Raw genomic sequence first — 21860 nt, 5'->3', positions numbered from 1 at the left:
GGGATGCCAAGGGCGGGGATGACAAATCCCCGACATCGGTGTCGCGGTTCAGGAGGGAATCAGCAATCCGCCACGGGGGGAGGGGCGCCAGGCCGGAACCGGCGCCCCTGATGACGCACGAAAAAGCCAAGCAACTCCAAGGGGTTGGAGCTGAATTTCAAACCCGCGGCGCTGCCAGGCATGTCACAGGGAAGTGGCATGCTGATTGCTGGACTCGCGCGTCACATCAGACCACTGATGAACGTTTCCAGCCCTCCGGCGGGTCTGGAGCGGAAGCTCCGCAGCACCGAGAAGCCACGAGGCGACACCCACAATGCGACCGTCCTCCTACAACCAGCGCACTCTCTCGAAGATCGCCTCCCTGCAGGGCGTGGGACTCCACTCGGGTGCCCGGGTGACGCTCACCCTGCGCCCGGCGCCCCCGGGGCATGGCATCGTCTTCGTGCGCACGGACCTCGCCCGCCCGGTGAGCATCCCCGCGCTGGCGGAGTACGTGGTGGACACGTCGCTGGCCACGACGCTGGGCCGTGACGGTGTCCGCGTGGGCACGGTGGAGCACCTGATGGCGGCGCTGGCCGGCATGGGCATCGACAACCTCCGGGTGGAGCTGGACGGTCCGGAAGTCCCCATCATGGACGGCAGCGCGGCGCCCTTCGCGGCGCTCATCCAGAGCGCGGGCGTGCGGGAGCAGGAGGCGCCCAAGGAGCTGCTGGTCATCCGCAAGGCGGTGTCGGTGGTGGACGGCGACAAGCAGGCCTCGCTCACGCCGGCCCGGCACTTCCGCATCAGCTGCACCATCGACTTCGAGCACCCCGTCATCCAGGGCCAGTCCTTCGACCTGGACTTCGGTGACCGGGACTTCGCGCGTGAGATTTCCCGCGCGCGCACCTTCGGCTTCCTGCGGGACGTGGAGAAGCTGAAGCAGATGGGCCTGGCCCGGGGCGGTTCGCTGGAGAACGCCATCGTCGTGGACGAGGTCTCCATCCTCAACCCGGACGGGCTGCGCTTCCCGGACGAGTTCGTTCGCCACAAGATCCTGGACGCCATCGGCGACGTGTCGCTGTTCGGCCGGCCCGTCATTGGCCACATGACGGCGTACAAGACGGGCCACGCGCTCAATCACAAGTTGGTGCGCAAGGTGATGTCCGACCCGAGCTGCTACGAAATCGTTCCCGCCCGCCGCCGCGAGCTGGAGGGCATGGGATTGGGCTTCTCTGGACTGGCCGGCGCGCTGGACTTCGAGCCGCTTGTCGCCTGACGTCATTAACTTGCAGGTCCGGTAAGGCTCGGCTAAGTGGGCGGGATATGCTCAACCGTCCCACCCGCGTCATCCTCGCCGCGCTCCTGGCGGCCACCTTCACCGCCGGCTGTAACAAGGAGAAGGCGCCGGCCACCGCTCCCGCGGCGCAGCAGGCCGCAGGTGAGCCCGCGCCCGACACTGTCGTCGCGACGTTCGGCGACGGGCAGAAGATCACCTACAAGGAGCTCAACGAGCGCCTCCAGGAGCCGCTGGCCAACCTGGAGAAGCAGAAGTCGCAGCTCCTGAAGCGTGGCCTGGACGGCATGGTGACGGAGAAGCTCGTGGATGCCGAGGCCAAGAAGCGTGGCCTCTCCCAAGAGGCGTACCTGAAGGCGGAGATCGACGACAAGGTCCCCGCGCCCACCGAGGAGCGCATCAAGGAAGTCTACGACGGTGCCGCTGGCCAGCTGCCCGAGGGTTCCACCTACGAGCAGATGAAGCCGCAGATCGTGGAGTTCCTGACGCAGCAGCCGAAGCAGGAGCGCGCGCAGGCCCTCTTCGAGGAGCTGCGCAAGTCCGCCAATGTCAAGCTGACGCTGCCGGAGCCGCCGCGTCCCCCGGTTGTCCGCAAGCAGGTGGCCGCCACGGGCGCCGCCAAGGGTGGTCCTGAGGGCGCGCCCGTCACCATCGTCGAGTTCAGCGACTTCCAGTGCCCGTTCTGCAGCCGCGCCAACCCGGCGCTGGCGCAGGTGCAGCAGGAGTACGGCGACAAGGTCCGCATCGTGTTCCGCCACTTCCCGCTCGACTTCCACAAGGAGGCGCCGAAGGCCTCCGAGGCCTCGCTGTGCGCGGGCGATCAGGGCAAGTTCTGGGAGATGCACGACCTGCTCTTCGCCAACCAGCAGGCGCTGGGCGTGGACTCCCTGAAGAAGTACGCCGCCGACCTGAAGCTGGACACGGCGAAGTTCAACGCCTGCCTGGACTCGGGTGAGAAGGGCGCCATCGTTCAGAAGGACCTGGCCGAGGGCAAGCAGGCGGGCGTGTCTGGCACCCCGGCCTTCTTCATCAACGGCATCCTGCTGTCCGGCGCGCAGCCCTTCGAAGAGTTCAAGAGCATCATCGACGCGGAGCTGAACGCGCCGAAGAAGTAGTCCCCGGCAGTTGGACGAGGTGGGCAGTGGCGAACCGACCCAAGGCCACGCCCCGCCTCGTGGGTGATGCGGCATCGCTCGACCTGGAGCGGCCGCTCTCCCAGGGGTTGTCCCCCTCCCATCCCCTCCTGGCCTGGTTCAATGGGCCGGAGGGGATGGTCCTCCTCCAGGAGCCGCCCGGCTTCGCTGGCTTCCTCGCCGGCAGCCTGCGCACCCTGTCGGTGGAGGAAGTCTTCGCCCACGTCCTGTCCGGCATCCGCAGCGGCCTGCTGGCGGTGCAGCACGCGACGGGGCGCCGCACGGTGTCCTTCCGGGACGGACAGGTGGTGTTCGCCACCTCCACGGAGCGCTGGGAGCGGCTGGGCGCGGCGCTGCTCCGCCTGGGCTTGCTGACGCAGGCGCAACTGACGCAGGCCCTGTCGCGCGTGACGCCGTCGCGCCGCATTGGCCAGGTGCTGACGTCGGAAGGGCTCGTCTCCGAGGCCAACCTGTACAGCGCCATGACGTACGTGGTGCGTGAGGTGGTGCTCAGCCTCTTCGAACTGGAGGACGGCAGCTTCGTCTTCGTCGAAGGCCCCGCGCCGATGGCGGACGTGGTGAAGCTGCCCGAGCGCACGCGGGACCTGGTCCTCACCGGCATCAAGCGGGCGGAGCTGGTGTCACGCCTGCGTCGGCGCTTCCCGGACGACACGCGCGTCACGCTGGGGCCCGAAGGACCGCTGCCTGGTGAGTCGCGGTTGTTCGCCAGGCTGGCGGACGGGCTGCCGCTGGCCAGCCTGCGCGCATCCTATGAAGGCGGCCCGCACGCCTTCTACACGTGGCTGGAGGATGCGGTGCGCGGCGGCAACGTGGCCGTCCACCCCGCAGCGCCGCCTCCGGCGCAGGCGCCCGCCGTGGAGGGCATGGCCTGGGAGCTGCTGTCCGCGGAGGAGCGCTACAACCTGCTGTTGTCCCTGGTGCACCGGGCCCTGCGCGAGGCCGGAAAGCACACGGACCTGCTGCGCGGCTTCCTCGACGCGCCGCCGCAGGGCCTGGAGGACGCGTACGCCGGGGTGACGCTGGCGGCGGACGGGCGCGTGGACGTGGCGCGGCTGAGGGCCAACCTCTCCACGGGAGGCGAGGCGGTGGGCCGGGCCCTCACGTTGGAGGCCCTGGACGCCTTCGTGTCCTATGCGTTGTTTTCAGCGCGCAACGTCCTGCCCGTAGACGTGGCGGAGCGGCTGTCCAACACCTACCGCACCCTCCAAGGAGGACTGGCCTAGGGGTTCGCCCGTGCCCACGTTCGCCGTCACGGCGTTCGGGGCGGGGAGCGGGCATGGTCGCGATGCGGAAGTGGGTGTGGGGACTCCTGGCGCTGACGACGGCTTGCGGTGGCGCTCGCCAGGCGATGAAGCACGGGGGGACCGGCGGCTCCGGGACCGCCCCATCAGCGGAGGCCGCGAGCGAGGACAGCCGCTCGACGACGCGCCGCTACGTGGACGAGGACCTGGGCTTCGAAATCATCCGGCCCACGGCGGACTGGCAGCTGGACGAGACGAATGAGCGCACGCCGGAGGGGCTCGCCATTCCCGTCATCCTCCGTCACAACGTCTCCGGAGCGCAGGTGGTGTTGCAGGTGGCGCCCGCGGTGGCCTCTCCCACGCAGTTCGCGGAGCGGCTCACCGAAGGGCTCCGCCAGCACCCGGGCTTCACCACCACGGACCCGGCGCCCATTCCGCTGTCGGACACCGCGGTGGGCTTCGATTTCCAGGTGGGGGATGGCGTGCACGGCAAGGTGGCCGTGCGTGAAGGCATCCCCGGGCGCGTGTTGATGATGCTGGCCACCTGGCCGGCGCAGGCCGCGGCGGACGTGCCCCAGAGCGTGGATGCGCTCATCCAGGGCGTCCGCCCGCTCGCGGGGCCCGTGACGGCGTGGAAGGTGCCCCAGCGCTGAGGGCGCCCCTTCATCCGGGACGCCCTCTGTCTGGAAGGCCGCGCTACTTCGCGCGCTTCCGGGCCGGCCTGGCCTTGCTGGCCTTGGGCGCCGCTTCTACGGGCGCGGTGTCCTGCGTCTGCGCGCGCAGGCGGACGTACTCCACCAGGGTGCGCACGCCCACGCCGGTGCCGCCCTTGCCCAGGTAGCCACGCTCCTTGGGGCTGCTCGCCGGACCCGCGATGTCCAGGTGCACCCACGGCGTCTCGCCCACGAACTCGCGGAGGAAGATGGCGGCGTTGATGGAGCCACCCCAGCGCTCGCCGGAGTTCTTCATGTCGGCGACCTCGGAGCGCAGGGCGTCCTTCTGCATGTCGCTGATGGGCATGCGCCACATCTCCTCGCCCGCGGTGCGCGCGGCCTGGAGCACCTGCGTCACCGTCTCCTCGTGGTCGCCGAAGGCGCCGACGATGTAGTTGCCCAGCGCGACGACGCAGGCGCCCGTGAGCGTGGCCAGGTCGATGATGGCGGCCGGCTTGTGCTCGGTGGCCCACGTCAGGATGTCGCCCAGCACCAGGCGGCCTTCCGCGTCCGTGTTGGTGATCTCCACCGTCTTGCCCAGGCGCGAGGTGAGGATGTCACCCGGCTTGTAGGCATTGCCGGCCGGCATGTTCTCGCACGCGCCGATGAAGGCGTGCACGGGGAAGGGCGGCTTGAGCGCGGCGATGACCTTCATGGCGCCCAGCACCGCGGCCGAGCCCGCCATGTCCGTCTTCATGTCCACCATGCCGTCCGTCGGCTTGAGCGACAGGCCGCCCGAATCGAAGGTGACGGCCTTGCCCACCAGCGCCAGCGGCGGCTGCTTGGCGTCGCGCGCGTTCTTGGGCGTGTACGTCAGGTGGATGAGGCGAGGCTCCTCGGTGCTCCCCGCGGTGACGCCGAGGAACATGCCCATGTCGAGCTTCTCGATGTCGCGGCGGCCGCCGATGGTGGCCTTCAGTCCGCCTTCCTTCGCGGCCTGACGCGCGGCCTCGGCCAGCACCGTGGGCGTCACCGCGTTGGGCGGCTCGTTGACGAGGTCACGGGCCCAGTTGGTCGCCTCCGCGACGCGCTGCGCCAGCGTCAGCGCGTCATCCAGCTCGCGCGTGCGCTCCGTGCCCTCGGGGAGCACCAGGAACACCTTGCCCAGCTTCGCGGCGCCCTTCTTCTCCTCGCGCGCGGAGGACTTGTACTTGTCGAAGCGGTAGACGCCCAGCGCCACGCCTTCCACCACGGCGCGCACCGCGTCCTGCGCGGACTCGGTGGCCGGCAGGGCGAACGCCACCGAGGTGACCTTGAGCCGCTGCGCCGTCTTCGCGGCGCGGCCAGCGGCCAGCCGCAGCACTTCCGGGTGGAAGCGGGCGCGGTTTCCCAGGCCCAGCAGCAGCACGCGTTCGGGAGACGTGCGCCCCAGGGTGTGCATCACCAGGCTCTGGTCCGCGCGTCCCTTGAAGCCCTCCTGGGTGGCGGCGCCGCGCAGGCGTCCTTCCAGGGCGCCGTCCGCCGAGGAGAGGGAGGACGGGGCGCTGTCTCCCAGCTCGCCCTCGAAGAGGGGAATGACGAGCAGGTCGCCGCTCGTCCGTGTGGCATCGCCGGAGACGAAGCTGAAGTTCATGGGCCGTGGAACTCCTGAACAGTGAAAAGGCTTGGGCTGGTGGAAAGGGCGCGGACTGTAACGCCCGCCCTGTTACACGCAAAGCGTTGGATTTCATTCGAGCATTGCATTGCTTCGTTGCACTGGGTAGCAGTGTGGGGAATGCCCACGCTGCTGATGCATCTGACCGCCATTGAACGGATGGCCGCCAACCCGGGCGAGCTGCCGGCGGATTGGGTGCGTGCGCTGTCGGAGGACCTGCCGTATGCGCGCTTCGGCGCCGCGCTGCCAGACCTCCCGTTGTGCGAAGGCATCCGGGGCGGGCTCGCCGCCTTCCTGCCCGAACGGGAGCTGCCGCACTTCGCGCGGCTGTACCATGAGCGCGCCCCGGTGGGCTTCGGGCTGAAGATGGCGGAGCTGGTGGCCTCCGGCGCGTTGGTGGGCACCGAGCCTGGCCTCGCGGTGCTCGCGGGGTACTTCACGCACCTGTGCCTGGACCGCCGTCTGTATCCGGTGGTGGACAGGTTGGTGGTGCGACACCGCCGCCGCGGTGAGCGTGCCCTCGAGGCGCACCGCGACATCGAATGGGCGCAGACGCTCTTCTATCTGCGCGAGCTGCACGGCATGGAGCTGCTCGGCACGCCGCGGGTGCGGGAGAAGTGTCAGGTGGTGAAGAGCCTGGGCTTCCCATGGCGGGGCATTGGCGGCGGCCTCTACGAGCTGGTCCGTTTGTCCTCACAGGAGCGTGTGGGCCAGGCGCCCAGCAAGTCGGAGGTCGATGGCTGGGTGCGCGGCCTGTACGTCTCCGGTCTCTTCCTTTCAAGTCCCATGGGCCGCGCGCGCGCGTTGCCGGCCTATGCGCGGCTGTCGTTCCAGGAGCTCTACCGCAACGACACGTTCGACTTCGCCGCGGAGGTGGAAGGCACGCTGGAGACGGCGCGTGGCGTCCTGCGTCGGTTGCACGGCTACATGGCGAGGGGCACCTTCACGCCCCGTACGCGAGCCCGCTTCCTGGAGGCCTTCCCCGAAGGGACGCTGGGCGCACGGGCGGCGTGACACCTGCAGAGCAGGCGTCCTGGCGAGCCCGATTCCCCTCGGGGAATGGCGCTGTCCGAAGCGCGAGGCCGCTCCTATCCTCGAAGAGGAATGACGGTCCTACTCCTCATCGCAGTGGGTGCACTCGCGGGTACCTTGGGTGCGATGCTCGGCATCGGAGGCGGAATCGTCCTGGTGCCCGCGCTGGTGCTGGGGTTCGACATTCCCTTGGAGCAGGCCATCCCCGCGAGCCTCATGTGCGTGGTGGCCAGCTCGTGCTCCGCCGCCGCGGGCTATGTGCACAAACACCTGAGTGACATCCGCCTGGGGCTGTCGCTGGAGCTGGCGACGGTGCTGGGCGCCATCGCTGGCGGCATGGTGGCCGCCATGGTGGCGCCGGCGATGGTGGCGGTGGTGTTCGGGCTCTTCACGCTCTACGTGTCGCTGCAGATGTTGCTGCTGCGTTCGCCGCGCCAGGAGCCCGCCGCGATGGACGACTACGTGCCCGCCAACTACCCGCTGGGCATCTCCGGTTCCTTCGTGGCCGGTGGCCTGTCCTCGCTGTTGGGGGTGGGCGGAGGACCGCTCAAGGTGCCGCTGATGGCGTACGGCATGCACGTGCCGTTCAAGGTGGCCAGCGCGACGAGCAACCTGATGATTGGCGTCACCGGCGCCGCGAGCGTTGCCGCGTACGCGTTGAGGGGCCATCTGAAACTGGCGCTGGTGTCACCGTTGGTGGTGGGTGTCCTGGGAGGCGCATATGTGGGCAGTCGGCTGATGCCGAGGGTGCCCACGGCGGTGCTCAAGCGTTTGTTCGCGGTGGTGTTGCTGGTGGTCGCGGGACAGATGCTGTGGAAGGGAGGGGAGGGATTGTGGCCGAGCATCCTGAAGTGAGTGAACCCGAGGAGGCACGCGCGGCATGTGCTTCCGTGTCGGCGGTGACAGCGGAGCATCCCGCCGTCGCGCGCAACGTGGCAGTGACGGGAGGGGCCGCGTCGCTGACGCCCCCCATGGACGGGGCGCCCATGGCGCAACCGGACGCGGGGGCGGCGGAGCAGGTGCGGCATCATCACCGTGAGCGCGCGGTGGTGGGGGACCGGTGGATTGCACGGGTGCTGCGCGTCGGCGCGGTGGTCAGCGGCGGAATGTTCGTCCTGTCGCTGGGGCTGGAGGCCATGCCCCAATCCGAGCGCGTGCACGTCGCCATCGACTTATTGCGAAAGGGCGCCGCGTCCCTGCTGTTGGTGACACCCGTGGCGCGGCTCGCGGTGGCGGGCACGCTGCTGGGCCTGCGGGGTGAGTGGCGCTACATGGTGATGGCCGCGGGCGTGCTGGGGCTGCTCGCCATCGCGGTGGGCACCGGCATCCAAGCCTAGGAAGAGCGCGTGTGACGGCGCTCTCCCCGGTGTCAGGGAGGAGCGCTCACACGCCGCGCGCGGTGAAGTGGGCCAGGATGTTCTGGACCTTGGCCACTTCGCCCGTCTGACCCAGATCCCCGTAGAGGGGAATCAGCGTCTCGAACTGCTTGCGGGCCGCCGCGAAGTCCTGCTGGTAGTAGCAGGACAGGCCCAAGTCCCAGCGGGCGCGGGCCTCATAAGCGTGGTCGTGCACCTCCTGGTACAGCTCCACCGCGCGGAGCAGGTGCGGGCGCGCACCTTCGTGGTTGCCGAGGAGTCCCTCGGACTCGCCCAGCAGCAGGTGACCCAGCGCGAGCGCCTCCGGGTCATCGCCCTGCTCCAGCAGGGGCACCGCCTCCAGGAAGCGCTTGCGCGCGGGCTCGTAGTCGCCCTTCTCCATGCGGATGTCGCCGATGTCGATGAGCAGCCGCGCCACCCGCTCCGTGTTTCGCGTCTGGCGCAGGAGGATGAGCGCCTCCTGGTATTTCTCCTCGGCGGCCTCCGGCTGGCCCAGCGAGCGCAGGGACTCGCCGATGCAGGCGCGGGCCAGGGCCTCGCCCTCACGGTCCTTGGACTCGTTGAAGAGCATGGCGGCGCGGGCAATCTGCTCGATGGCGCCGAGGTGATCCTCGAAGTTCGCCTTCACCACGCCCAGTCCCATCAGGGCCTGCGCCTGGCCGGGCTTGTACTGGGCCTCTTGGAACTTCTCGAGCGCCTCTTCGTAGAATTGCCGGCTGGCGGCGTGGTCCTCCAGCAGACCGTGCAGCTCGGCCAGGTTCACCAGCCCCTGTCCCACCTCGGTGGGCGAGCCGGTGATGCGCAGCGGCGCCAGCGCGTTCTTCTGCTTCTGGATGGCGTCGAGGATGTGGGTGCGTTGGGTGTCTTCGGGCGGGTGGTGCATGGGGGGCCTCAGGCGTCGCCACCCTTGCGGCGGCGGGAGGTCTTGTCCAACGAATCGTCCTTCTCGCTCCCGTGAGTCCCGTTGGCGGCCACGGCCAGGGAATGGGCGCTGGGGTGCCGGTCCTTCTCCACCTTGTCGGCCTTTTCGTGGACGAGGATGGGGGAGAAGAAGCAGTCCTTCTTCGTGTACTCGTCGAAGGCGAAGGCGAAACGGTAGCTGGCCGCCGCGCGCTGGTTGCAGTCGGTGCGCTCGCAGAAGCGGCAGGAGATGCCGGACGGAATGGCGTCCTTGCGCAGGTCCGTCGTGGGCAGGCCGTAGGCCAGGTACTTGGCGTTCTCCGCGTGGGTGCCCAGGCCGATGGAGTACGCGGTGCCCTTGACGATGGAGCCCTCAATCGGCTGGAGCTGCACCTTGGCGAAGCAGAAATAGGCGGTTCCGTCCGGCATGATGGAGTACTGCCGCGTCAGCTGGGACGGGTTGAGGAAGGCCAGGTGCACGGCCCATTTGGCGCAGCTGCCGCCGCCGGAGGCGAAGCGGATGCCGGTGCCGCTGTAGCGCTTGGAGATGTTGCCGGCGATGTCCGCGCGCAGGAAGTGGAACGGAAGCCCGGGGCGCTTCGGGTCCGACAGGTTGCACAGGCGGTGGGCCACCGTCTCGTAGGTGGAGCCGAAGATGCTCGACAGCAGCTCCACGTCGTAGCGCGTGCGCTGAACCTCCTTGAAGAAGTCCCCGTAGGGCAGCATCAGCGCGCCGGCGAAGTAGTTGGCCAGGTTCACCTTGATGAGCCGCTGCGTCTCGCCGTGGCGCATGCGGCCCGCGTCCAGCACGCGCTCCAGCAGCTTCTCGCGGTCCATCACCAGCAGGCCAATGGACGCGGCAATCTGGAACTTCAGCGGCTGTTCGGTGAGGAAGGGCGACAGCGTCAGCGTCCGCTCCTCCGGGTCCAACCGCCGCACCACGGATGAGCCGGAGGGGGACGGGTCGTCGAAGAGGACGCGGTAGCCGAAGCGCTCCTCCAGGAGCCGGATGAGCTGACCGCTGGTGATCTGCCGCTCCAGCCGCACGTCGCGGCGCAGCGCGTCCGCCTGCTCTTCCAGCTCCGGGAAGTAGTTGCGGTGCTTCTCCAGGAAGTCGCTGACCTCGTCGAAGGGCGAGTAGTCGAAGCGTACGCCGGGCGAGGTGCCGTTGCCCGGGCCGCCCTGGGCGCGCGTGCGCTCCTCGACGTTGAGCTGTGCCAGCACGTTCTCCAGCTGCGTGCGGGTGTTCTTGTAGAGGTTGAAGAGCGCCGCCACCGTGCCCGCGAGCTTCGGCTCCGCGGAGAGGGACTGGAGCGACTCCGGGTCGATGTCGAGGCTCTTGAGGAGCGGCTCGTCCAGCAGCTTCGCGAGCGCTTCGTCCACGCGGCCTTCGCCCAGCGTGGACATGAACTGCTCGGGGTCCTGGTCGAAGTAGCGCAGGGCCTTCCAGAGCAGGGGGAAGGGCATCACCCGCTTCCCCTTCTCGATGAGGTTCAGGTACGCGGGGGAAACGCCCAGGTCCTTGGCTGCGTCCGCCTGCTTGATGTTCCGTGCAAGGCGCAGTCCCCGAAGCTTCAGGCCCACGTTGGCGTTCAGTGCGTTGTCGTTCATGGCCGGGTGCGTTGACGCCTTCGGCGATCGCGAATGGCCGCGCGCGCCTCGGGCTCTTTACCCACTCTGCAAATCGATTTACCGATTTGCAATGATCCTTTTCATCCACGAGGACCCCTGTCGGCCCTGCGACGGACCGGCTGGACCGCGGTCGGAGCCGGGGTGCCTGCTACATTGAACCTCATGAAATCACTGCCCTTTTGGGCGTGTGGGGAACCTGTCGTCACGCTCGCTACAGCGCCTTGTCAAGCATTTACTGCTGCACTGCGGCATAGGCGAAACGCGTTTCGGTAAAGGGAAAAACGCCGGTTTACAAGAACAGTCCGGGGCTCGGGTGCGATCGAAGGTGGGGGCTGAGCGGGGCGCACGCTGCCAGGGGACGATTCACCTTCGGCGTGTCATGGGCGAACCTTCGCCACTTATGGACGGTGGGCATGGAGGGCCGCGAAGGTGGAGCAGGGCACCGCTGCGCATGCGTGCCCGAGCCGCCGCCGTCATCCTGCTCGGCCTGTCGCTGATGTCGTGTCAGGCGCCGCTGCGCCACCACCCCAGGGAGGATGCGGCGGCGCTGCGCTACAACCTCACCTACGTGCGCGAGCCGGAGCACGCGGTGGACGTGGAGGTGGTGCTGGTGCGAGGCACGCCGCGCGAGTTCCTCTTCAGCCAGCCGGGCGCCGTGACGACGGTGTCCGCGCACCGGGAGGATGGGGGCGTCCAGACGTTGCCCGTCCAGGAGGGCCGCGTCTTGCTGCCACGGGGGACGCGCTTCTTGCGCTACCGCTACGCGCTGGACGCCTCCATTCGCGAGCGCGGCCCGGACTTCTTCCAGGGCTCCGGAGACGGCGATGCGCGGCACGTCGCGGGCCGCGCGTACCTCATCCGGCCGCGGGTGGTGAAGCCGGGCCTTCGCGTGGAGCTGTCGCTGGTGGGCACCGACGCATTGCTGCCGTGGCAGCCCGGAGAGAATGGCGTGTACCGGCTGCGCGGCGAGGACCTGGTGGACTCGGGCTTCCACGGCTTCGGCGGCCGCCGGTGCCAGGTGCGCCTGCCGGACGCGGTGCTGGACGTGGCCATCCTGGGACACTTCACGCACCTGAGCGACGCGGCCGTCTGCACCTGGTTGGGCAAGGCCGCAGAGGAGGTCCGCACCGTGCGGCGCGCCTTCCCGCATCCGCGCATCACCGTGCGGGTCATCCCCGCGCCCGGGCACGACGGGCCCAGCGTCTTCGGCATGGTGCGCTGGAGTTCGCCGCCCAGCATCTCCATCAGCGTGGGGCAGGAGGCGCGGCCGGAGGACTTCGCGCGGGACTGGGTGGCCGTCCACGAGATGCTGCACCTGACCCATCCTGTCTTCGTGCCCCGCGTGCCGTGGCTGTCGGAGGGGCTGGCCACCTACTACACGGAGGTCGCGCGTGCGCGCTCCGGACGCCAGGACTCGCGGCGCGCCTGGGAGGAGCTGCTGGGCGGCTTCGCTCGGGGGCTCGAGGGCAATGACACGCGAACCATGCAGGAGGCCGTGTCTCAAGACAGCTTTTCGCTCGCTGTCTATTGGACGGGAGCGCTCTTCGCGTTGCATCTGGATGTGGAATTGCGCCGTATCACTGGAAACACGCGCGGGCTGGATGACGTGCTGGAGTTGCTCGCGGCTCGCGGCAGTTCCTCGACCTTCGGGGCATTCGGTGCCGCGGTGGATGCCGTCGCGGGACAGCCGCTGTTCAATGCTCTGCTGGAGCGGCACTTGCCGCAGCCTGCTTTTGCGGAGCAGGCCGGTCTGCTAGAAGCGCTGGGTGTCCAGGAAGGACCCAACGGCGTCTCGCTGGTACCTGCTCGAGACAGTCTGTTGCGTGATTCGGTGGTCGGTCGGCGCAGCCACGGCGAAACACCCTGAATGCAACCGCGACCTCCACACAACACCCCCCACGCAGTACCGAAAGGAAGTCTCATCCATGAACGTCAAGGCGCTTGCAGCGGTTGTCGGCACCCTGTCCCTGGCCGCGCTGGCCACGGGTTGTGCGACCAAGAAGTCGGCGGAGATGGAGCCCGCCACGGCCGAGGAGACTGGCGCGGAGAGCAGCGGCGCCACGGAGTCGCAGGAGGCCGCTCCGGCCGCGACCGAGGAGAAGGGCGCCGAGGGTAGCTGTGGCGCCGGCTCGTGCGGCTCCGGCTCCTGCAGCGGCCAGAAGAAGGAGTAGTTCCGCCGGACGGAAGTTCCGAGGGCCTGGTGAAGGCCGGGCCCTCGTTGCCGGGCGGTTGAGCAGCGCCACCGCCGCCCGGGTTGTTTCCCATGTTTCGAGAGGGCTTCTGCCGTGGTGACGTACGCACAGCGACATGGGTTGAAGCCGCTGGGCGCGGGCATCGGGCTGCGCAGGAGCTTCTATGCGGAGCTGCCGCGCACCGAACGGACGCTCGACTGGGTGGAGATCATCCCGGAGAACTTCCTGTCGCTGGGTGGGCGCTCGCAGCGCGCGCTGGACGCATGCGCGGAGCGGTGGCCCGTGTTGCCCCACGGCGTGGGATTGAACATCGGCGGCCCGGACGCGCTGGACGACGACTATGTCCGGGGACTGGCGGCGCTGGTGAAGCGGGTGGACGCGCCCTTCTTCTCCGACCACCTCTGCTTTTCGCGGTTGGACGGTGTGTACCTGCACGACTTGCTGCCGCTGCCGTTCAGCGAGGCCGCTGTCGAGCACGTGGTGCCCCGCGTGCGCGAGGTGATGGACCGGGTGGGCCGTCCCTTCCTGCTGGAGAATCCCAGCTACTACGCGCGGATGCCCGGTGGCACGTTGCGGGAAGCGGACTTCCTCCGCCGCGTCGTGGAGCAGGCGGACTGTGGGCTGCTGCTGGACGTGAACAACGTCTACGTCAACGCGCGCAACCATGGTTACGACGCGCGGGCCTTCGTGGATGCCCTGCCGCTGGAGCGCGTGGTGCAGATTCACCTGGCCGGCCACACCTGCTACCCGGACGTCATCGTCGACACGCATGGCGACCGCGTCTGCGACGACGTGTGGTCGCTCTACCGCTACGTGCTGGCGCGCACCGGGCCGGTGGCGACGCTCATCGAGTGGGACCAGGACCTTCCTTCCCTGGACGCGGTGCTGGACGAGGCGGACATTGCGCGAGCATCGCTGCGGGAGGTCGCCGGCCCATGAAGCCGTCCCTGCGCGACTTCTTCGACAGCATGGGGGACTACCTCGCCGAGCCCGGCCCGGAGTCGCTGGCCGCGCTGTACGCGAGGCACCCGGGGTGGGAGGCGCCGCGCGAGCGGGTGTCGCTCTACGGCAGCTTCGTGCTCGGCCATGTGCGCTCCGCGCTGGACAAGGTCTTTCCGCTGACGCGCCAGGCCCTGGGGCAGGACGCATGGGATGACCTGGTGGTGGCCTTCACGCGGACGCGGCCCTCTCGGCACCATGAGCTCAACCACCTGTGCGAAGGCTTTCCCGCGTTCCTCGCGGACGCGGCGGCCTCGCGGGGATTGGCGTCCTTCGTGCCCGCACTGGCCCGCTTCGAGTGGACCGACTTCGCGGTGTTCGCGTCCCTGGAGCCCTCGCCCGAGCGCGTGGAGCGGCTGACTGCCAATCCCACCCTGGTGGTGCTGGAGCACGACTTCCACCTCTGCGCGTATGTGCGGGCCCGAGGCGCCGCGACGTCACCGGAGGCAGGCGCGGAGCTGGCGCTGCTGTGGCGCCACCCGGAGCAGTTGAAGACGCTCTACATGGCCGCCACGCCACCGGCGCTGCTGGTGTTGAAGATGGCGGTGGAAGGGCTGGCCCTGGCGGACGTGGTGGCGGCCACGGGCATGGCGGAAGCCGACCTGCGCGCGACGGTGGCGCGCTTCGGCCGCGACGGACTGGTGTTCCTCCCGGAAGACAGCGACGGGGAATGAAGGGCCCGCGCTGTCTGGGCGCTCAGTGCCACGGGTACGTCACCAGACCTCTCGCCGTGCCCACGTAGCGCGGTCCTCCCGGAGCCACCAGCAGGGCGCTCACGTCCGGGTCCGGCAGGCCCTCTTCCGTTCCGAAGTGGGTGGCGATGTCTGCTGACACGTCATAACGCACCAGCCCGTTCTTCGTGCCGGCCCAGAGGATGTCCCGGGTGCGCGCGTCCACGGCCTGCCGTTCGAAGTGGAGCGTGCGAATCTCCTCGTCCTGCAGTCTCCAGGGGGCGTCGCGCAGCGCGGGACCGGGTTGTCCCAGCGCGCTGAAGCCCTTCCTCGTGCCGGCGAACACCTGGCCCTCCGGCCCCACGGTCACGGAGAGGACGTCGTCATCGGGGATGGCGGGCGGAGCGTGAAGCCGCACCGAGACGTCGGCGAGCCCGGGCTCGAAGTCGTCGTCCGCCCAGATGGTGATTTCCGCCAGGCCGTCCGACGTGGCCGCCCAGGCCGTCACGCGTTCCGGGCTGGAGTCCGGGGAGATGGCGAGCTGGCGCACCTCGCGTCCCTCCAGCAGGCGGCGGCCTCCCACGGTGCCCGCGCGTCCTCCAGAGGCGGGGTCGCTCGCGCGTGTGAGGACCAGGCCCCGGCGGGTGCCCAGCAGCAGCACGTCCGGGGATTCCCATGCGGCCACCGCGGTCACCGCCGCGCCCGTGGCCCCCAGCATGGCGCCCGTGTGCCGGGTGCAGGTGCGCTGGACGCACCGGAGCACGCCGCCGCCGTCGGTGCCCACGAAGAGCACGTTGCCACCTTGAAACACATGGAGCGACAGGGCCGGGGCGTTCACGTCCAGCACCGTCGTGGACGCACGCTCCGCATACACGCGGGAAGAAGTGCCATCCGCGTAGCGGAGCCCGTCCGGGGTGAGTGCCAGGGCCACCACGGGCCGCTGCGCGTCCGGGACGTCCTCCATCAACCGCGCGCGTCCCAGCGGCAGCACCGTGAAGGACGTCGCCGCGCGGCTCACGGCGCCGTCCTGGTCGGTGGCCGCCAGCACCGTCGTATGGCGACCGGCGAGGGGGAAGGCGAGGGTGGCGGTGGGCACCGGCTGCGCGACCGTCAAGAGGCTCCCCGCCAGGTTGTCCAGCCACGCCAGTTCCGCGATGTGGCCCTGGGGGGCGGCGGGCCTCGCGAAGCCGGTGAGGACCACGGGTTGCCCCTCCAGGCATGGGCCTCTGCCGCAATCCAACAGTCCTTGCATCACGCTCTCCACCCGCACGTCGGGCGCGCCGTTCACGGTGACGGCCACGGCCGCCGCGCAGGCCAGTCCCCACGGGTCCGTCGCGGTGAGCGTCAGCACGTGGTGGCCGGGCGTGGACAGGCGGACGGTGTGCGTGCTCGGACCCTGGGCCAGTGCGCCGTCCCGCGAGGACACCCACGTGTAGCGCAGGCCCGTCCGCGCATCCTCCGCGTCCGACGCCGAACCCGTGAGCGTCAGCGGCACACCCGCGTTCACCACCGCGTTCGGAAGCGGTGCCTGGATGGAGCAGCCCGTGGGCGGCGTGTTGATGATGGCGCGCACCGGCCGCTCCACGCAGCCGCGCAACGCGGTGTCCTCCGGGTCCACGGCGCACGCGGACAACACCTGCGCACCGGCCACGGACAGCACGGCGCTCACGGCTTCACCCGTGCCAAGGGGCGTGGGTTCGGCGCTGGTGGTCCAGATGGGCTCCACCCGTTGCTCCGTCTCCGGGTCTACGCAGTGGGCCCGCAGCCGGCTGGGGACACCCACGAGCACGCGTGGATTCTCGGTCGTGGGGAGCTCCAGCTCGCACCGGGGCGGAAGGTTGGTGACCAGCCGCACCCGCACGCTGTCCGAGGCGGTGTTGCCGCGCCCATCCACCACCCGCGCCCTCACCGTGTAGACGCCGGGCGTGGTGAAGGCGTGTGTCAGGGCCGGGCCTCGGCCCAGCGGTTGCCCCGAGGGCGCGAGGCTCCACTCCACCGCGCCGTCCAGGTTGCCCGCGCCTCCCTCGGCATGGAAGTCCTGGGCGGTGGCCGCGAAGCGGACGGAGGCGCCGTGGGGCGGGGCCTCGCCTTGCTTCACGAAGATTTCCGTGGGCTCGGGCCGGAGGATGCGCACGCTGGGGGCGCGTGTGGCGCGGACGGTGACGCGCACTTCGGCGGTGGCGGAGACCTTCGTGGCGGAGTCCACCGCGGTGCAGCGGAGGGTGTCCTCGCCGGCGACGGACAAGGTCGCCCGCACCACGTCACCGGCAGGCAGCGGCCCGGACAGCGCGGATGTCCACTGCACCGCGCGCCCCTGGAGCCGCACGCCACGCTCCGTCATCGCCATGCACTCCAGGCCCAGCACTTCGCCGAGGTTGAAGGTGCTGCCCGGCGCGGGGCGCAGCACGGTGGCCACGGGAGCCCCCCGCGCGAGGACGTTCAGGTGGAGTGACGCGCTCGCGGCCAGTCCACCGGCGTCCACCACCGAGGCGGTCAGCCGCTGCGCTCCGGGTTCGCGGAAGGCGAGGGTGGCGCGCTCGCCGCGGGCCAGTTGCCCTTCGACGGAGGACACCCACAGCACGTTGGCGCCCAACGCTGCGCCTTCCTCCGCATCCTCGACGGTGGCCGCGAACTCCACGGCCTGGCCCACGCGCACCGGGATGATGTCCAGGGTGGGGCTGACTTCGAGCCGGGGAGGCGTGTTGTCCGGCGTTGACGGAGGGCGGGGGACTGGCCCACAGCCCCACAACGTGGCGGCGTACAGCGGGACCAGCACGAGGCGGAGCCGAGGGGGGCCTTGGCTCGCCACGGGGTCACGTCCCGGCCTGGCAGACGCGGCCCGCCGATGAATCCACGCACCGCCGGCTGCCCGGGCAATCGAGGTCCGTTGCGCAGGGCGCCGTGCAGGCCCCGCTGACACAGCGCCCTTCGAGCAGTCCCAGCTCGTGGCAGCTCGCGTCGTCGGTGCAGGGCGCGTCCATGCGACGCAGGGCATGGCAGCCCGCGAAGTTCGCGGCATTCGGCAGGCACCGCCCGGACTGGCAGGTGAAGCCCGGCGCGCACTGTGCCGACCCAACGTCGTCCGGCGGGGCCTCGACGGAGGGGGGGACGTCATCGTCGCCGCCACACCGGGTGGCGCACGCGGCGCTTCCTTCGGGCAGCGCCTCGCAGTGCGCCCCTGCGGCGCATTGCCAGTCACCCGTGCAGGGCGCGCACAGGGGACCCGGGCCCTCGCAGCGGTTGCCCTTGCAGGTCAATCCCTCGCCGCAGTGCGAGTTGCCGAAGCACTCCAGGCACTTCTTGTTCGGCGCGCACACCAGGCCGTCCTCGCAGCCAATCTCCTGGCAGCCCAGGTCGAGGAGCGACTCGTCCACCACCAGGTCGACCTTGAGCTCCTTCTTCTCGCCCGGGCCCGCGCAGTCCTGGGCCTGGGTGGCTGGAAATCCCAGGGCCGTCACCGTCACCGTGTAGCAGCCGTCCGGAAGGGGCCCCACGCGCAGCCGCCCCCTCGCGTCCAGCAGCAGCCGCTGGAAGGGGGTGCCCTCCACGGACGCCTCCGCCGCGGACAGCCGGAAGCCGTTGGTCGTCTTCACGTGCAAGTCGAGGAAGCCCGCGGGCGTGGGCGCCACCGGTTGCACCTGGACGGACTGGCCACCCAATACCCGCACCTGGACGCGGGCGGCCTTTTCGGTCGTGGCGATGATGAAGAGCTCCGCCATCCCCGTGGGCACGTCTTCCAGGGTGAAGCGCCCGTCCGCGTCGACAGGGCTGCTCACGCCGGGTTGGCCCACCAGCGACACCATGGCCACCGCGGGGTCGCTCTCCGTGAGCTGCCCATGCACGGTGCCCACCCGGAAGGGGGCGTTCTCCAGGTTGCCGCAGCCCGCGGCGCAGCAGGCCACGAGGGTGGCTACCGCGATGTGAATCGTCGAGCGCATCAGAATCGATATCCCGCGCCGGCCCAGCCACCCGTGAAACCCACGGCCTGCCCCTGCCCATCCACAACGACATACGTCAGCATGAACTGGGCCTGTGTCATCAGCTCCAGCCGCTCACCCACCCGCCACACGATGCCGCCCACGACGCCGGGGCTGACGGTAAAGAACCGTTGCCCGTTGACGGCGGCCTCTACGTCAAAGGACCGCCTGAGGTGCAGGCCGGCCACACGCGGCCCCGCGAACAACGTCAGCCGCTCCCAGCGCCACAGGTAGGGAAGGGCCACGCCCGCGGAGATGGTGGTGTACCGGAAGGGCACCTCGCTGCCCGGCGTCAGCTGCAGGGCCCGGTCGCCGGTGCTGAAGGCCACGTCGAAGAGCAATCCGAAATCCTGAAGCGGCTGGTCCTCCAGCCGCAAGGACAGGGCGACTTCGGGGGACACGGGCAGCAGCTCCGCGCGGCTGCGGGCATCCGCGAAGCTGAACAGGCCGCCCAGCAGCGACAGCGAGCGCCGAGGGAAGGCCTCCGCCATCAGGCGCTCCAGGGGGAGACGGTCCCCCTGGCCCACCTCCACGTCGCGGCGCATGAGGACGGCGTCGCCCTTGGTCAGCTCCACCGTCCGCTTGCCGGGCGCCACCGCCGCGCCGCCGGGCAGGTCCGTGCGCTCCTCGCCGTCCACCTTGAGCGTGAAGCCGTCCAGGCGCGGGTTGTAGGAGAACAGCTCGGGGCGGCCCGTCCGGGTGATGCTGCCGGAGAGCACCACGGGGTCCGCGCCCACTTCCATGATTTCCGCCGACGGCCGTTGCCGCCCCTCGGTGAAGGCGAAGGTGCGGCGGCGTGCGTGGTCGTGGGCTTCAGTGGCAGTGACGGCGCCATCACCATTGCGGTCCGCCGCGCCGCTCAAGCCGTCGATGAGGAAGTGGGTGTAGATGTCGTTGCGCAGGCTCTCGTCCTCGCGCGCCGTCTCGCCCCAGTCGCAGGCGGCGAAGACCATGGACGCGCGCGACGACTCCTCCAGCGGCCGGGTGTAGAAGCCGGACTTGATGCCCTCCAGCTCCGCCTTCAATTCCTTGGGCAGCAACGACTTGCCGCTGCCGCTGTGGCAGGTGGCCAGCACCAGCATGCGGCGCCGGCTGGCCAGCCCGTCGAACTCCTCCTTCAGCGTGTCCATGCTCAGCGCCGTCTGGGGAATGTCCCGGTAGGCCGCGTCGCGGGTGACCAGGTATCGCCGCAGCTCGCCCTTCGCGTCGCGCGCCAGCGTGCCGTGCGCGGAGAAGTAGACGACCACCACGTCGTCGGGCCGGCTCGCCTCCTTCTTGAGCTGCCGGAGCGCCGCGAGGATGGCCTCGCGCGTCGTCTCCTCGCGGCGGGTGAGCATGCGCACCTGGTCGAACCCGCCGCGCGCGGGGTCCTTCAGCGCGGCGCCCAGGTCATGGGCGTCCTTGACGGTGTAGCGCAGCCCCTTCCAGCGCGGGTCGTCGAACGAGGCGATGCCCACCAGCAGGGCCATCCGGCGCGGCTTGTAGGCGCTGGACAGCGACGCTTCATCGAGCTTCAGCGGGACGAGTCCGCCCTTCTCCCCGGAGGAGGAGGGCGTCGCGCACGCGGCCAGGCAGGCCAGCAGGATGGGAAGGAGTCGCCTCACGTGGAACCGTTCAAGGACGATTCTGGCTGCTTCGCACGCTCACGTCGAACCGGATGATGGCCAGTGGGTCCTGACCCTCGGGGCCTGCTCCGTTTCGTCCCTCCAACATTTCACTGACCGTCTCGGCCTCAGGCGGCTCACCGGTGGAGCCCACCAGCCACAGCGTCACCGGGCCTTCCTCTCCCGCGAGGCTCACGCCCGCGAGCCCCTGCGGTCCCTGCAGGTCGTGGGTGCCCGCGACCAGGGGAAAGTGGCCCAGCAGCTCCGGCGCCGCGCCCTGCCGTTGCTCGAAGAGCAGGGCGGTGCCCGCCTCGGTGGCGTGGTAGCGCAGGAGCAACACATCCGAATCCTCCACCAGGCTGCCCGGGTCCAGACGCCGCAGGACTCCCGCGCTGTCGCGTGCCACCACCGACAGCTCCAGGGCGATGCGTGCCAGGCGTCCCTTCTCACCCGTCCATTCCACCGCGGAGCCTTCCTGGCCGGCCGGGTCCGCCGCCCGCATGCGGGGCAGCAACACCACCGCCAGCAGGCACGCGGCAAGTCCTCCGGCGACCAGGCCCCAGTGCCCGGCCGCGGGCCGATGGGCCCGCAGCGCGCGCCGCACGCGCGCCAGACCCAGGTCATCCAGGGGCGGGGCGGACGCGCCCGTCGGAGCGAGCCCCAGCAGCAGCGAGTCCACCTGGCCGTCGAGCAGGCCCGGGCCCGGGTGCGTGGCGAGGAACGCCTCGCACGTCTCACACGGGTGAGCCAGGTGGGTGGCGAAGTAGGCCACGGCCTCGGGCTCTCGGCGGGAAAGGGCGCTCAGTGCGCCATCGTTCAGGTGTTTCATGAACACTCACTCCCACCGGCCGGCGAGGACTCGCCGCAGCAGCTCGCGCTTGATTCGAGACCGGAACCGCTCCAGCCGCATCGTCACCGCGCTTTTTCCCACGCCCAGCTTCTCCGCAATCTCCCGCGCGGACAGCTCACCCTCCACGTAGAAGAGGTGCACCGTCCGTTTCTCCTCGCCCTCGGGCAGCTCCGCGATGAGTCGCCGCACCACCTCGATGTCACGCTCCAGTTGCAGCGCCTCGGGAATGTGGGGGACCGGTTCCGGTTCCGGGTCCGCCACGTCCTCCTCCAGCCGCCGGGTACTGGACTTCCGCTCCAGCCGCGTCCGGGCCCGGTTTCGGGCAATGGACAGCAGCCATGACTCGAAGGCCCCGGGCTCCTTCAGCCGCGGGAGCGCCCGGAACGCCCGGACGAAGGTCTCCTGGATGACGTCCTCCACCTCATCCGAGTCCAGTTGGGCGAAGCCGCCCACCAGCCGCGCCACCAGGGGGCGTGTGCGCCGGTAGATTTCGCTATAGGCAGACGCCTCCCCATGCGCTGCCCGCCGCACCCAATCCGTCAGTCCCTCCGACGCACCCACCTGTCCTCCAGACCCTCGTCAAGGCCCGCCGGCCACAGGGCCGGTGGACGCTACCGTCTCCATGGAAGCAAGCGGGCAACCTTCTTCT

19 protein-coding genes are annotated in these 21860 nt (G+C 70.0%); 11 read left to right on the top strand and 8 right to left on the bottom strand.

The genetic code is table 11. The features are described from left to right. The first annotated feature begins 313 nt into the window (after nt 1-313). From lpxC to FMP39_RS20735, 4 genes are read left to right on the top strand one after another with little or no spacing between them, the layout of a single operon-like run. Nucleotides 314-1258: a UDP-3-O-acyl-N-acetylglucosamine deacetylase gene (lpxC, locus tag FMP39_RS20750; protein ID WP_011554945.1), complete on the top strand. Its 945-nt coding sequence runs from the start codon at nt 314-316 to the stop codon at nt 1256-1258. 47 nt (nt 1259-1305) lie between these two features. Further along, complete coding sequence (locus FMP39_RS20745) at nt 1306-2391, top strand: thioredoxin domain-containing protein (protein ID WP_141592050.1); 1086 nt, start codon at nt 1306-1308, stop codon at nt 2389-2391. A 26-nt stretch (nt 2392-2417) separates the two neighbouring features. Beyond that, a complete protein-coding gene (locus FMP39_RS20740) occupies nt 2418-3653 on the top strand; it encodes a DUF4388 domain-containing protein (protein WP_141592049.1) in 1236 nt (411 codons plus the stop codon). 53 nt (nt 3654-3706) lie between these two features. Then, nucleotides 3707-4324 (top strand): hypothetical protein, encoded by a 618-nt coding sequence (locus FMP39_RS20735; protein WP_141592048.1) that lies wholly within the window; start codon nt 3707-3709, stop codon nt 4322-4324. Nucleotides 4325-4367: 43 nt separating this feature from the next. On the opposite strand, the gene FMP39_RS20730 is transcribed toward FMP39_RS20735, so the two are convergent. Continuing rightward, entirely contained in the window at nt 4368-5957 is a 1590-nt protein-coding gene (locus tag FMP39_RS20730) for a leucyl aminopeptidase (protein ID WP_141592047.1), read from the bottom strand. A 141-nt stretch (nt 5958-6098) separates the two neighbouring features. On the opposite strand from FMP39_RS20730, the gene FMP39_RS20725 reads away from it, so the two are divergent. The 3 genes from FMP39_RS20725 to FMP39_RS20715 all read left to right on the top strand — a co-directional run bounded on the left by FMP39_RS20725 (nt 6099) and on the right by FMP39_RS20715 (nt 8347). Then, nucleotides 6099-6992, top strand: coding sequence for a hypothetical protein (locus tag FMP39_RS20725; protein ID WP_090493211.1), 894 nt, complete (start codon nt 6099-6101; stop codon nt 6990-6992). A 90-nt stretch (nt 6993-7082) separates the two neighbouring features. Next, nucleotides 7083-7865, top strand: a complete 783-nt coding sequence (locus tag FMP39_RS20720; protein ID WP_141592046.1) for a sulfite exporter TauE/SafE family protein — start codon at nt 7083-7085, stop codon at nt 7863-7865. Continuing rightward, on the top strand, nt 7862-8347 hold the full coding sequence (locus tag FMP39_RS20715; protein ID WP_141592055.1) for a hypothetical protein: 486 nt from the start codon (nt 7862-7864) through the stop codon (nt 8345-8347). The genes FMP39_RS20720 and FMP39_RS20715 overlap by 4 nt, the downstream gene beginning before the upstream one ends. A 46-nt stretch (nt 8348-8393) precedes the next feature. On the opposite strand, the gene FMP39_RS20710 is transcribed toward FMP39_RS20715, so the two are convergent. Together FMP39_RS20710 and FMP39_RS20705 are read right to left on the bottom strand one after the other, a co-directional pair. Continuing rightward, on the bottom strand, nt 8394-9269 hold the full coding sequence (locus tag FMP39_RS20710) for a tetratricopeptide repeat protein (protein WP_141592045.1): 876 nt from the start codon (nt 9267-9269) through the stop codon (nt 8394-8396). Between the two features lie 8 nt (nt 9270-9277). Then, nucleotides 9278-10897, bottom strand: coding sequence for a short-chain fatty acyl-CoA regulator family protein (locus FMP39_RS20705; RefSeq protein WP_141592044.1), 1620 nt, complete (start codon nt 10895-10897; stop codon nt 9278-9280). Nucleotides 10898-11105: 208 nt separating this feature from the next. Between FMP39_RS20705 and FMP39_RS20700 the strand changes: the two genes are divergently transcribed. The 4 genes from FMP39_RS20700 (at nt 11106) to FMP39_RS20685 (ending at nt 14783) form a co-directional block, all read left to right on the top strand. Further along, complete coding sequence (locus FMP39_RS20700; protein WP_141592043.1) at nt 11106-12785, top strand: hypothetical protein; 1680 nt, start codon at nt 11106-11108, stop codon at nt 12783-12785. A gap of 58 nt (nt 12786-12843) precedes the next feature. Then, nucleotides 12844-13089 carry a hypothetical protein gene (locus tag FMP39_RS20695; RefSeq protein ID WP_141592042.1) on the top strand — a complete coding sequence of 82 codons (246 nt, stop codon included), beginning with the start codon at nt 12844-12846 and terminating at the stop codon, nt 13087-13089. 114 nt (nt 13090-13203) lie between these two features. Further along, nucleotides 13204-14049, top strand: coding sequence for a DUF692 domain-containing protein (locus tag FMP39_RS20690; RefSeq protein ID WP_141592041.1), 846 nt, complete (start codon nt 13204-13206; stop codon nt 14047-14049). Then, nucleotides 14046-14783 carry a DUF2063 domain-containing protein gene (locus FMP39_RS20685; protein ID WP_141592040.1) on the top strand — a complete coding sequence of 246 codons (738 nt, stop codon included), beginning with the start codon at nt 14046-14048 and terminating at the stop codon, nt 14781-14783. Before FMP39_RS20690 ends, FMP39_RS20685 begins: the two co-directional genes overlap by 4 nt. 22 nt (nt 14784-14805) lie before the next feature. Here FMP39_RS20685 and FMP39_RS20680 read toward each other — a convergent pair whose 3' ends face one another. The 5 genes from FMP39_RS20680 to FMP39_RS20660 are packed head-to-tail and all read right to left on the bottom strand — an operon-like array spanning nt 14806 to nt 21772. After that, complete coding sequence (locus FMP39_RS20680) at nt 14806-17556, bottom strand: PKD domain-containing protein (protein ID WP_228558179.1); 2751 nt, start codon at nt 17554-17556, stop codon at nt 14806-14808. Nucleotides 17557-17593: 37 nt separating this feature from the next. Continuing rightward, nucleotides 17594-18718, bottom strand: a complete 1125-nt coding sequence (locus FMP39_RS20675) for a carboxypeptidase-like regulatory domain-containing protein (RefSeq protein WP_141592038.1) — start codon at nt 18716-18718, stop codon at nt 17594-17596. Further along, entirely contained in the window at nt 18718-20361 is a 1644-nt protein-coding gene (locus tag FMP39_RS20670; RefSeq protein WP_141592037.1) for a caspase family protein, read from the bottom strand. The genes FMP39_RS20675 and FMP39_RS20670 overlap by 1 nt, the downstream gene beginning before the upstream one ends. A 10-nt stretch (nt 20362-20371) precedes the next feature. Beyond that, nucleotides 20372-21190, bottom strand: coding sequence for a hypothetical protein (locus FMP39_RS20665; protein ID WP_228558178.1), 819 nt, complete (start codon nt 21188-21190; stop codon nt 20372-20374). 6 nt (nt 21191-21196) lie between these two features. After that, a complete protein-coding gene (locus FMP39_RS20660) occupies nt 21197-21772 on the bottom strand; it encodes an RNA polymerase sigma factor (RefSeq protein ID WP_141592035.1) in 576 nt (191 codons plus the stop codon). Nucleotides 21773-21860 lie beyond the last annotated feature (88 nt).

This window comes from Myxococcus sp. AB056, from assembly GCF_006547365.1.
Classification (GTDB): domain Bacteria; phylum Myxococcota; class Myxococcia; order Myxococcales; family Myxococcaceae; genus Myxococcus; species Myxococcus virescens.
This window is presented reverse-complemented; position numbering and strand designations above follow the sequence as displayed.